Source organism: Cytobacillus gottheilii (genome assembly GCF_900166665.1).
GTDB classification, from domain to species: Bacteria; Bacillota; Bacilli; order Bacillales; family Cytobacillaceae; genus Cytobacillus; species Cytobacillus gottheilii_A.
Genome location: NZ_LT800494.1, coordinates 3,272,360 through 3,285,242, shown reverse-complemented (window position 1 = coordinate 3,285,242; position 12,883 = coordinate 3,272,360). Strand labels below are relative to the sequence as shown.

The following is a 12,883-nucleotide window of genomic DNA, read 5'->3' as shown; positions in this document are numbered from 1 at the left end:
GAAGCCTCGTCTCCATCAGGCTTTTTTATGAAGAAATTTTTTCAATTACCATTCTCTTCCCAGTATTTAAAGTGAATTCAAAACGATCACTCATGCCTTCGTAATAGCTAAAATGGTGCTGGACACTGCATATATGATCCTGATTGTCGAATATAATGAAATTAACACCAGTTTTTCTGTCTTCATTATGAACAAACGTTAATTGATTATAACAGTAGATGCAATCATAAATGGAGAAATGCATCGAATTAAGTGTGGTTACGAATTGATAAAATGCATCATCATTTAACTCATCCAGCAGTTTCTCTAATGAAAAAACAAGTGATTTTCGAATGCGGATGGTATCCTGATCCTTTAAGAAAAGGAATTCATTCAAACATGTAATCTTTCCTTCACCCATCAATTGGCCTTTTTGCCATCGTTTATGTCGTGCTACTTCTACTTCCATATGGAGATAATCGTCTAACATTGCTGCCTCATCTGTTTCCCGGTCAAAGAAGATCCATTGATCATTTATATATTCTACATTGCCTTCTGTAAAAGCACGGGTTTGATATTCAATCAATTTTATTCGCTGCTGTTTATTCATATAATACCTCCATTATCATGCTGTTTCACAATCGTGATCTGCTTACACGATCGTCATTGAACAATACGTCAACATTCTTTGTTGACATGTAATGTCTTTTTTATACTTGTGGTGCAGCAGGTGTTTTTTCATTACAAAGAAAAAATGACTGCATGGTATTGTTATCTTTGTTGCAGGTATTACGCTTCTTCCAAAGGCATTTCTCTGTCTTTTAGTGAATTAGCTGGTTTAACATTTCCTATGGAATAATCATTTTTTTCATACTGCATAAATAAGTTAATGTGAAAGATCAATAATACTTTGTGATTTTTGCCTATGATTCAGGATAGGACAATTAACCAAAGAACTGTTCCTGCATACAATAAATCCATGTGAAAGTGCCCAATGCTACAAGATAAAAATGGGTGATTAAAAAACATTCCATGAGCTTCATTGCCCTGCTAGAACGGCCACCCGAGATTGAAACGGACAGAAAGGATGATTATTGCATGTGCGGTATAACAGGCTGGATTGATTTTAACAACAATTTACGTAATCAAACTGAAATCCTTGGAAAAATGACAGAGACACTCTCAAAAAGAGGGCCGGATGATACAAATGTATGGGCAGCTGAGCATGCTGGTTTTGGCCATAAACGTCTAGTGGTTGTAGATCCAGAAGGCGGCATACAGCCGATGACAATAGAAAAAAGAAATAGCAGCTATACCATCTGCTATAATGGCGAATTATACAATACAGAAGACATCCGAAAAGAACTCCTTATAAAAGGATATTCTTTTAAAGGTCATTCTGATACAGAGGTTTTGCTGACTTCTTATATTGAATGGGGAGAAAGTTGTGTAGATCACCTAAATGGGATATTTGCTTTTGCCGTTTGGGATGCCAATAAAAATCAGCTCTTTATCGGCAGGGACCGTCTTGGCGTCAAACCATTGTTTTATAAAGAAACGTCAACGGGGCTATTATTTGGTTCGGAGCTAAAGGCCATTCTGGCTCATCCAGAAGTGAAAACAGAAATTGACCGGGAAGGACTTTCAGAAGTATTTGGTCTTGGTCCATCGAGGTCGCCTGGCTCTGGTGTGTTTAAAGGAATTAAGGAACTTCGGCCAGCACATTCCATGACGGTTACGAGGAAAGGCATAAATATAAAGCGCTATTGGAATGTCAAAAGTGAACAGCATACAGATTCGCTTGAAGATACCGCTGGTAAAGTGCGCGAGCTATTTACAGATGCAGTCAAAAGGCAGCTGGTATCAGATGTACCGTTATGTACATTTTTATCTGGAGGATTAGATTCAAGCGCCATTACGGCTATTGCTGCAAAGACATATGAGGCAGAAGGGAAAAAACTTCATACTTATTCAATTGACTATGAGGGCAATGATGTATTTTTTAAAGCCAATGATTTTCAGCCGAATTCTGATGCAGCTTTTATTCAGAAAATGACGGAAACCTTTAATACTGTACATCACAGCTCGATTATTACGCAAGAAGAGCTTGCTGAGCATCTCATTGAAGCTGTACATGTAAGAGATTTGCCGGGGATGGCGGATATTGACTCATCACTGCTATGGTTTTGCCGTGAAATTAAAAAGGAGTATACTGTCGGCTTGTCAGGTGAATGTGCAGACGAAATTTTCGGAGGCTACCCTTGGTTCCATCGTCCAGATGATTTGAGCCGCGATGGTTTTCCGTGGATGAGATCAATTAATGAGCGGCAGAACTTGTTAAAAGCCGATTTGCAGTCCAAATTAAATTTAAAAGACTACACGATTGAGAAATACAATCAAGCAGTTGCCGAGACTCCTAGACTAGAAGGGGAAAGCGGAATTGATGCAAAGCGCAGAGAGCTTTTCTATATCAATATGATTTACTTTATGACAACGCTGCTTGACCGCAAGGACCGTATGAGTATGGGAGCAAGTCTTGAGGTGCGTGTGCCGTTTGCAGATCACCGCCTAGTTGAATATGTCTGGAATATTCCATGGGATATGAAAATGTATGGAAACAGAGAAAAGGGGTTATTGAGAAAAGCACTTGAGGGCATCCTTCCAGAAGAAGTGCTGTATAGAAAGAAAAGCCCTTACCCGAAGACGCATAATCCAACTTATACTAATGCTGTGCAAAAGATGCTCAGTGAAATTTTAGAAGATCGTTCTTCGGTTCTATATGAGCTTTTTGACGAGAAAAAGCTGAAAAGCATCATTGAAACAAAAGGAGATGCTTTTAAAGAGCCGTGGTTTGGTCAGCTGATGACAGGCCCGCAGCTGCTTGCCCATCTTGCACAAATTCACTTCTGGGTAAAAGATTACAATATTAATATAGTTGATTAATGGTAAAAAAGAGCCAGCATAGGAATGCTGGCTCTCTTTCTATCTTGAATAAAAAATCAATCTATGCGCCCTGTTTTGCTGTAACAAAGCCTTTGTTTCTCCAGATACCTGATTTCCAGCGGAAAAGCATGAGAATTCCACGCAGCCATTCGTCTGCGATAAAGGCAATCCATATTCCAGTCAGCCCAAGTCCAAAATGGATTCCGAGCAGATAGGAAAGGGTCACACTTACGCCCCACATGGATAAGATTCCGATATAAACAGGGAATTTCACATCACCAGCAGCACGTAAAGAGTTAATAACGACGAGATTAAATGAGCGGCCAGGCTCTAAGATAATCGTTAGCAGGATCAGAAATGCACCAGTTTCAATGATCTCTGGGTTAGAAGTGAAAATACCAAGCAGATTTTCGGAAAAGATGGAGAACAAAATAGCTGTACCTAAAGAGATTCCAATGGCTAAACGCAAGCTTTGCATACACCTCTTATAAGCCTCTTCAAATTTGCCTGCACCAATCATATGGCCAATTAAGATTTGTGTACCTTGGCTAATTGCTACGCTAAAGAGAAAAATGAACATCATTATATTTTGTGTATATACTCGTGCAGTTAATGCCTCTGTTCCGATTGCAGCAATAAAAATCGTAATCACCATTTGTGATGCATTGTAGGATAGCTGCTCACCAGCTGAAGGAATGCCGATTTTTAACAGATTGCGTATATGCTCTTTTGGGAGCTTAAATAGTTTGGTAAAAGGGAGTGCGCCATTCGTTCTTTTAATCAGAACCATTATAGAAACAATAAGACCGATAAATCTGCTGATGGCTGTTGAAATCGCAACTCCTTCAACCCCCAATACCGGAAAACCGAAAGGACCGAAAATAAAAAAGTAGTTCCCGACCACATTAAGAATGTTCATCCCGATCGTAATGTACATAATATCCCTTGTAAAACCGTAGCTTCTGACAGTCGCACCGATTGTCATAATAACGGCTTGCACAAAGGAAAATCCGCCCACAATTATTAAGTAGATATATGCTTCATCTAACAGCTCGCTTGGCAAATCCATTAAAAGCAGCAAGGGTTTTCCTGTAAAATAAAGTAAAATACTTAAAAGGATTCCAAAACCAAGATTGGCTGCAAGCGAGACAACAGATATTTCTCCAGCAGTCTGCAGGCGATTAGCTCCGATGTTCTGGGCAATTAAAATGGCAGTCCCTGTAGCAATAAATCCAAACATGACAATAACCAATGATAGTATTTGATTGGCCACACCAACTGCGGCAACAGAATCATCCGAATACTGAGACAGCATTAATGTATCTGCATTCCCCATTAGCATATGCAAAAGGACTTCAATAAAGATTGGCCATGTTAACGCAAATAAGGTGAGTTTTTTCTGGTTTTGACTCATTCAATTTCTCCTGACTGTTGACTTAAACTAAATTCCAATTCTATAGCATGGGATTTACATGGTCAATAGACAAAATAGAAAAATCAAGGCCTTCAAGTTTTACCTGAAGTGTATCCGCTTCGCCGGCAAATTCTTCATTCGTATATAAATTTCTGATCAGCTGTCCTTTTAATGAGTAAGGCAGTGTGTACAACACTTCTTCTTCTGATGCATTCACCAGCACAATAACGGATTTAGATTGCGTAAATTTTCTATACACAACGAGTCCAGGGGAGTCAGTTTTTATGAACTCAATCTCGCCTTCATTCGCAAGAAGCTTTTCAGATTTGCGGATTGATATCAGCTTTTGTACATGTGAAAACATTTCTCGGTCCTGTTTTTCCTCATCCCAAACCATACATTTACGGCAGCCAGGATCCATTTCTCCGTTTAACCCAATTTCATCTCCATAGTAAAGGCAAGGAGAACCGATAAACGAAAATAGCAAGGTGAAAACTAATTTTACGTGATCTCTGCTGTTGCCGCACTCCGTAAGAATTCTTGGAGTATCATGACTGCCGACTAAATTAAAGGCAGCTGTATTTACAGTTGAAGGATAACTATGAAGAACAGCCGTCATATTATCAGCAAACTGCTGAGCAGTTATTGTTTTTGTGGCCAAAAGATTAAGAACATTTGTGGTAAAAGGATAATTCATTACGGCGTCAAACTGATCTCCACGGAGCCATGGCATGGAATTGTGCCATACTTCACCCAGTATGTATAAGTCAGGTTTAACGGCTTTGACCGTTTGCCGGAATTCACGCCAAAATTGGTGATCAATTTCGTTTGCCACATCTAATCTCCAGCCATCGATGTTGAATTCTTCAATCCAGTATTTTGCCACTTTTAATAAGTACTCTTTTACTCCTAAATTTTTAGTGTTTAATTTTGGCATCGCACCAACAAAGGCAAAGGTTTCATAGTTAGGACGTTCAGCTTTATGATCCAGGGGAAAGCTGTGCGGGTGAAACCAGTCTTGATATTGTGATTGGCTGCCATTCTTTAAGACATCCTGAAAAGGAGGGAAATAGAAGCCGCTATGATTAAATACGGCATCAAGCATAACCCGGATACCACGTTTATGACATTCATCTACAAGTTTCTTTAACGTCTCCTTTGTTCCAAACTGAGGATCCAATTCAAGATAGTCAATCGTATCGTACTTATGATTAGAATATGCCTTAAAGACAGGCGTAAAGTAAATACCGTTAATGCCAAGCTCCACTAAGTAATCAAGATGTTCAATAACACCTTCAAAGTCCCCGCCAAAGAAATTAGCAGGAGAGGGTTCTGCGCTCCCCCAAGGCAATGTGCCTTCAGGATTTATGCTTGAATCTCCATTTGCAAACCGCTCAGGAAAAATTTGATACCACACTGTATCTTTGACCCAAGCTGGAGCTTGAAAGACTTCTGATTCATGGAGGTAAGGAAAGTTAAAATAGTACCCTGAGTCAGCAGGCGGTTCTTCATAAAATCCTTTTTCAGTTAGGATCACTGTTTCCGTTTCATTTGTGAGTGCAAAGCCATACCGGCTGCGGCGATATGGAGGTATAATGGCTGCAAGCCAGTAATCATAGTGAAGATCGCTGCCCGCTTTTTTCATCTCTGTTTGTTCGTAAACCCATTTTCCATCCTTCCAAATGTATTGGTCTCCATGAAGCAGACGAACGGACAAAACATCATCCTTTTTCGTCTGAATTTTTATATGTAAGGTTTTACTGTCTGCAGCATACACAAATTGATCTGCAGGGATATGAATAATTGATGATTTTTCCATCTAAGTGTCACTCCTTTTTAGTGCAATCGGTTGCATTATAACATATTTTCAGAAAGATTCATCAGCAATTTTTATAGATCTCAATTAGGTAAGCTCAAAAGATCAGGATCACTTTCTTTAAAATATATAGCATGGCATGTAATCACTGATAATATGCAATAGTGGAGGAGTAATATGTTAAAACATTTACAGTGAAAATCTTATTTTCTCGGCATATTTTGCGAAGAAGATAAAAAAATATTGTCAAAATGAAAAAAGCCTGTATAATAAAGATTGAAGTTGTGCAATCGTTTTCACTGAGAAGTAAACAGATGCGAAAGTGAAAAGTGAATGGATAAAAACGTAGGCAATATTTTTTATAAATACTATAATAACGCTTACATTTTTGTGCAAACGGTTGTACAATGGACAGTAGAAACATAACTATTAGGAGGGGGCAATACCATGAAAAAATCATTATCTATTTTTATGATGCTGGTTTTACTATTAGGTTTGCTTGCAGCATGTGGTCCAGATCGAGAAGCAAGAGAGCAAAGTACAGAAGGCGAAAATAATAATACAGAAAATCAAGGCGAAGAGCCAAAACCAGAAAAGCTTGTTGTCTGGGAAGATGTAGATAAAGGCATTGCATTAGAGCCTGCAATTGAGTCATTTGAAAAGGAATATGGAATTGAAGTAGAATACCAAGAATTAAATATGGCAGATAAAATTCGTGATCAATTAAGATTAGATGGTCCGGCTGGGAATGCACCAGACGTTGTTACACTTCCTCATGATCAAATCGGTCAAGTGGTAACAGAAGGTCTATTGCAGGAAATCCAAGTAGATGATGCAGTTTTAGATACTTTCAGTGAGTCATCTATTTCCGCTCAAATGTTTGACGGTAAATTATATGGACTTCCAAAGTCAACTGAAACACCAGTATTTATCTATAATAAAGCATTGATGGATCAAGCTCCAGAAACAATGGATGAGTTATACGAGCAGGCAAAAGAGCTTACGAGCGGTGATCAATACGGTTTTATTGCAGTATTAGATGATTTTTATATGGCTCATGGCTATATTGCCGGTATGGGCGGTTATGTATTTAAAGACAATGATGGTGCATTAGACCGTAATGACATTGGTTTAAATAATGAAGGCGCAATTGCTGGCGCTGAGTTCATTCAAAAATGGTATGCTGACGGATTATTCCCAAGCGGAATCATTGGTGAAACAGGTGGAGCGGCTAGAGACGGATTATTTAACGAAGGTAATGCTGCGTCTGTCATGAATGGTCCTTGGGCACTTCAAGGTATGAAGGATGCTGGAATTGATGTTGGAGTTGCTCCAATGCCTAAGCTTCCAAATGGAGAGCCAGTAAAAACATTTATGGGTGTTAAAGGCTGGCATGTAACACAATTTACGAAAAACCCTTATTGGGCAACAAAATTCATTGAGCATATTACAAATGAAGAAAATGCAAAAACTCGCTTTGAATTAACACAAGAAATTCCACCGGTGAAATCACTAATCGATGATCCGATTATTGCAGAAAATGAGGCTGCAAAAGCTGTAGCAGAACAATCTCAATATGCGATTCCAATGCCAAATATTCCTGAAATGAGTGAAGTTTGGTCACCAATGGCATCTGCACTGCAGACAATTGCTACAGGAAAATCTGATCCAAAAGCGGCTTTAGATGAAGCTGTTGAAACAATTAAAACAAATATTGAAACAAACCATCCAGGCAACTAAATAATAATAGAATAAAGAACCCATTAAATAGTGGCAATACTCTTAAACAGAGTATTGCCCTATGCTTAGATTAATGAAGACGATCCATAATGCGGCAAAGCCTTTGCCGCTTTTGAATTATAATAAACTTTCTCTTTCATAGAGGAGGAGGGATGTACCAATGAACGAACATACTATAAAAACTAACCATGGCAGAAATGCTGCGCTGCTGTCGATTTTACCTGGCATAGGGCAGTTTTATAATAAACAATACTTAAAGGGAATCATCTTTCTCATTCTAACGGCTTCCTTCTTTATTGCCTTTACTGATACATTATCGTGGGGGTTTTGGGGGCTGCTAACACTAGGAGAAATTGCTAATCTCGATCATTCCATATTCTTATTGATTGATGGAATTATTGCCCTCATTGTAACAGCTTTAGGTCTGATTATTTACGCATTTAATATTTATGATGCCTTAAGTAATGGAAGAAAACGAGATGAAGGCAGAAAGTTAAATAGTGTAAAGGAACAGTATCATAATTTACTTGATAGCGGCTTTCCGTATTTAATGATATCTCCGGGATTTTTCCTTTTAATCTTTGTTGTCATTTTCCCAATTCTTTTTGTTATCTTACTTTCCTTTACAAATTATGATTTATATCATTCACCGCCGGCTAAGCTTGTTGATTGGATCGGTATTCAAAACTTTATTGATATTTTTAAGCTGGACCTTTGGAGAGAAACATTCATTGGTGTATTAGGCTGGACGGTTGTATGGACTTTTGGAGCAACCACATTGCAGGTTGCACTTGGTATCTTCCTGGCAATCCTAGTCAATCAAAAGGATTTAAAAGGGAAAGCCATTATTAGAACGGTATTAATTTTACCATGGGCAGTACCATCCTTTATTTCGATCCTAATATTCTCAGGTATGTTCAACGAATCATTTGGTGTGATTAACCGTACCCTGCTTGATGCAATTGGCATTGGAGCAATCCCTTGGATGACAGAGGAAGGCTGGACGAGGCTTGCCCTTATTTTCATTCAGTCCTGGCTTGGATTCCCATTCATTTTTGCCATGACAACGGGTGTTCTTCAGTCTATACCAGATGAGCTCTACGAGGCAGCAACTGTAGATGGAGCATCCATGCTGCAGAAGTTCAGAAAGATTACCTTGCCGCTTGTGTTATTTGCAACAGCACCAATCATTATTACACAGTACACGTTTAACTTTAACAACTTTAATGTTATCTTCCTCTTTAATGGCGGAGGACCTGCACTTCCAGGGCAAAATGCCGGGGGATCGGATATTTTAATTTCATGGATCTATAAATTGACCATGACATCTGCTCAATATGGGAAAGCAGCAGCTATTACGATGATTCTATCTTTAATTGTTATAAGTATCGCCTTATGGCAATTTAAACGAACAAAATCATTTAAAGAAGAGGATATGATGTAGCTATGAATATGAAAAAAAATAAAATCGTCCGCTTAACTGTATCCTATTTAATTATTGCGTTTGTTGTATTAATTGTTATTTACCCGCTTCTTTGGGTCATTGGTTCATCTTTTAATCCGGGGCAGAGTTTATCAGGAAGTAAAATGTTTCCGGAAAATCCAACTCTAGATCACTATCGATTTTTGTTTGATATGGAAGAATCGAATTATGTGAAATGGTATCTTAACTCTCTGAAAATTAGTGTTATGACCATGATTTTAACCGTCATTACTGTTTCATTGACAGCTTACTCTTTTTCAAGATACCGTTTTGTCGGCAGAAAAAATGGTTTGCTTACGTTTTTAATTCTGCAGATGATTCCTAACTTTGCAGCGCTGATTGCCATTTTTGTTCTTGCAACAAGAACAGGTTTAATCGATACACATCTTGGCTTAATTCTTGTATATGTTGGCGGTCAAATCCCGATGAACACTTGGCTGATGAAAGGATATTTGGATACGATTCCGAAAGAGCTTGATGAATCAGCACGTATGGATGGAGCAAGTCACTTTAGAGTCTTTTTCCAGATCATTATGCCGCTTGCAAAACCAATTGTGGCAGTTGTGGCATTATTCTCGTTCATTGCACCATTTGGTGATTTCATTCTGGCGAGAATTATTCTTAGAACAGATGAAAAATTCACGATGGCAGTTGGGTTATATGAGATGGTAGCAAAACAGTTTGGGAATGAATTTACAAAATTTGCAGCCGGTTCTGTGCTGATCGCGATCCCAATCGCAATTCTTTTCTTGTTTTTCCAAAAATATTTTGTATCTGGTTTGACGGCTGGGGGAACAAAAGGCTAATCTTAAAGGGCTGAACAATTTACAAGCAATACTTTGCTTGAAACTGAAGGAGGAGCGGCGATGAAATTCAGAGTATGGACTCTCATCTTAATCCCGTTTCTTCTTTTTTGCGCCCTACCGGTAGGAGCAGTTGAAAAAGAAGAGCGTAGCTGGCAAGATGAAACAATTTATTTTTTAATGATTGATCGCTTTAGCAATGGAGATAACTCGAATGACTTTAAAGTGGATGTCGAAGATCCAAAAGCCTATCATGGCGGAGATTTTCAAGGTGTGATTGATGAACTCGATTATATTCAGGAGATGGGATTCACAGCTATTTGGCTGACTCCTGTTTTTGATAATCAGGATATGGGATATCACGGATATTGGATTAATGATTTCTATAATACGGAAGAACATTTTGGTACGCTTGAAGAGTTTAAAGAGCTTGTCCAAGAGGCACATAAGCGTGATCTGAAAGTGATTCTCGACTTTGTTGTGAATCATACTGGAACAGAGCATGAATTTGTTTCTGATCCAGAGAAAGCAGACTGGTTCCATGAAGAGCAGGAAATAACAAACTGGACAGATCAAGAAGAACTTGAAAATGGCTGGATTTACGGCTTGCCAGACTTAAATCAAGAAAATCCTGAAGTACGTGATTACTTAATTGATGCAGCAAAATGGTGGATTACCGAAACAGATATCGATGGATACCGCTTAGATACCGTAAAACATGTCCCGAAATCGTTTTGGACGGAATTTTCCAAAGAAGTGAAAAGTGTCAAAGATAATTTTTATTTGCTTGGAGAAGTATGGGATGAAGATCCAGCCTATATTGCAGAATATGCGGAAACAGGGATCGATGGATTTGTGGATTACCCCTTAAACGATCATCTAAGAACTGCGTTTGCAGAGCCTGATCAATCACTGCACTGGCTATTTCAAACTTGGGAAAATAACGAACAAATCTATGATCAGCCAGATCTTTTAGGAACATTTATGGACAACCATGATACTGTCCGTTTTACACGTGATGCTATCCTTAAAAACCAGCATCCTGGTCCGAGATGGAGAATGGCTCTATCCTATTTATACACCGTCCCTGGTATTCCTATTGTGTATTATGGAAGTGAAATTGCTTTAGATGGCGGAGAGGATCCAGACAACCGCAAGCAAATGGACTTCCGTACTGATAAAGAGTTAATCGAATATATAACTAAACTGGGAGAGGTGCGCAATAAACTGCCATCTTTAACTAGAGGTTCAATGGACTTGCTGAACGAAGAACAGGGAATGGCCCTGTATAAAAGAGTATATGAAGATGAAACGAGTATTGTCGCATTAAATAACACATCTAAAACTCAAACTGTTGTCTTAACAGGAGAGGATATTCCTCCAGGTATGGAACTTCGGGGTCTTTTAAATGGCGACCTTGTCCGCAGTGATGACGATGGAAATTATACGATTGTTACAGACCGAGAGGAAACTGAGGTTTATGTGCTTGCCGAGAAAACAGGTATTAATTTCACCCATATAGCTTTAATGATTGGTATTATTGCTGCTTTTATTGCTTTTTTATTCGTCGTAAAAAAACGATCAAAGAACAACAACCCAAAAGATCATTAAAGATGGATCAATAAAAAAGATTGACTGTTCATCATGAAGGCAAAACCGAGTAGGAGGTGATGGTCATGGCAGTTACGATTAAGGATGTTGCAAAGCTCGCAAATGTTGCACCGTCAACCGTTTCCAGAGTAATTGCAAATAACCCTCGCATCAGTGAAAAAACAAAGAAAAAAGTGAAAGAGGCGATGAGGCAATTAGGATATCATCCTAATTTTATTGCCAGGAGTCTGGCAAGTCAGTCAACACAGGCAATTGGTCTTGTAATGCCAAGCTCTGCAGATATTGTTTTTCAAAACCCTTTTTTCTCCACCGTATTAAGAGGACTAAGTGAGGGTGCTCATGTGAAGCATTACGCCCTTCATATGACAACAGGCAAAACAGATGAAGAGATTTTTGACGGAGTCATGCAGATGGTCCAAGGCGGCCGTGTAGATGGAGTCGTGCTCTTATATTCCAAGGTTGAGGATAAAATTCAGTCTTACTTGCGTGAACGGAATTTTCCTTTTGTCGTTATAGGTAAACCATTTAAAAGTGTAGAGGAAATTACTCATGTAGATAACGATAATTTCCGGGCAGCCAAAGATGTGACACAATATTTAATTGAGCTTGGCCATCAACAAATTGCCTTTGTAGGCGGAAGCTTAAATATGGTTGTTACAGTCGAACGTCTTCTAGGGTATGAGAAGGCGATTAGAGAAGCAGGTATTGCGCTTGTTAACGAATATATTGTCCATGAACAATTTTTGCGGGAAGGCGGTCAGGAAGCGATACGAGGTTTGCTTTCTCTAGAACGCCCGCCAACTGCCTTAGTTGTCTCGGATGACTTAATGGCATTAGGTGTATTAAATACATTAAACGAAATTGGGATCGCTGTACCCGAGGATATGTCTATTATTAGCTTTAATAATGTCATCGTTGCAGAGATGTCACGGCCGCCGCTTACTTCGGTTGATATTAATATCTTCGATTTAGGTTTTGAGGCATCAAGGAGTCTTATTCAATTAATTGAGAACCCAAAAGAACCTGTAAAAAGAATTATTATACCGCATCAGATTGTTGAGAGGTCAACCTGTGCAAGTCCGAACTCGTAAAAG

Annotated in this window: 9 protein-coding genes; 6 read left to right on the top strand and 3 right to left on the bottom strand. The window is 38.8% G+C overall.

Annotation, left to right across the window (positions count from 1 at the left end):
* Positions 1–25: 25 nt before the first annotated feature.
* Complete coding sequence (locus B7E07_RS16105; RefSeq protein ID WP_080847362.1) at positions 26–589, bottom strand: DUF2777 domain-containing protein; 564 nt, start codon at positions 587–589, stop codon at positions 26–28.
* Positions 590–1,077: 488 nt separating this feature from the next.
* On the opposite strand from B7E07_RS16105, the gene asnB reads away from it, so the two are divergent.
* Positions 1,078–2,922 carry an asparagine synthase (glutamine-hydrolyzing) gene (gene asnB / locus B7E07_RS16100; protein ID WP_080847359.1) on the top strand — a complete coding sequence of 615 codons (1,845 nt, stop codon included), beginning with the start codon at positions 1,078–1,080 and terminating at the stop codon, positions 2,920–2,922.
* Positions 2,923–2,983: 61 nt separating this feature from the next.
* On the opposite strand, the gene B7E07_RS16095 is transcribed toward asnB, so the two are convergent.
* Complete coding sequence (locus B7E07_RS16095) at positions 2,984–4,336, bottom strand: MATE family efflux transporter (protein ID WP_080847357.1); 1,353 nt, start codon at positions 4,334–4,336, stop codon at positions 2,984–2,986.
* Positions 4,337–4,376: 40 nt separating this feature from the next.
* A complete protein-coding gene (locus tag B7E07_RS16090; protein ID WP_080847355.1) occupies positions 4,377–6,155 on the bottom strand; it encodes an alpha-glycosidase in 1,779 nt (592 codons plus the stop codon).
* A 444-nt stretch (positions 6,156–6,599) separates the two neighbouring features.
* Here B7E07_RS16090 and B7E07_RS16085 point away from each other — a divergent pair, with 444 nt between their 5' ends.
* From B7E07_RS16085 to B7E07_RS16065, 5 genes are all read left to right on the top strand, one after another.
* Positions 6,600–7,892, top strand: coding sequence for an extracellular solute-binding protein (locus tag B7E07_RS16085; protein WP_080847352.1), 1,293 nt, complete (start codon positions 6,600–6,602; stop codon positions 7,890–7,892).
* A 160-nt stretch (positions 7,893–8,052) separates the two neighbouring features.
* Positions 8,053–9,336: a carbohydrate ABC transporter permease gene (locus B7E07_RS16080; RefSeq protein WP_080847349.1), complete on the top strand. Its 1,284-nt coding sequence runs from the start codon at positions 8,053–8,055 to the stop codon at positions 9,334–9,336.
* Positions 9,337–9,338: 2 nt separating this feature from the next.
* Entirely contained in the window at positions 9,339–10,181 is an 843-nt protein-coding gene (locus B7E07_RS16075) for a sugar ABC transporter permease (protein WP_080847346.1), read from the top strand.
* Positions 10,182–10,241: 60 nt separating this feature from the next.
* Positions 10,242–11,789 (top strand): alpha-amylase family glycosyl hydrolase, encoded by a 1,548-nt coding sequence (locus B7E07_RS16070; protein ID WP_080847343.1) that lies wholly within the window; start codon positions 10,242–10,244, stop codon positions 11,787–11,789.
* Positions 11,790–11,854: 65 nt separating this feature from the next.
* Entirely contained in the window at positions 11,855–12,880 is a 1,026-nt protein-coding gene (locus tag B7E07_RS16065) for a LacI family DNA-binding transcriptional regulator (RefSeq protein WP_080847340.1), read from the top strand.
* Positions 12,881–12,883: the final 3 nt, after the last annotated feature.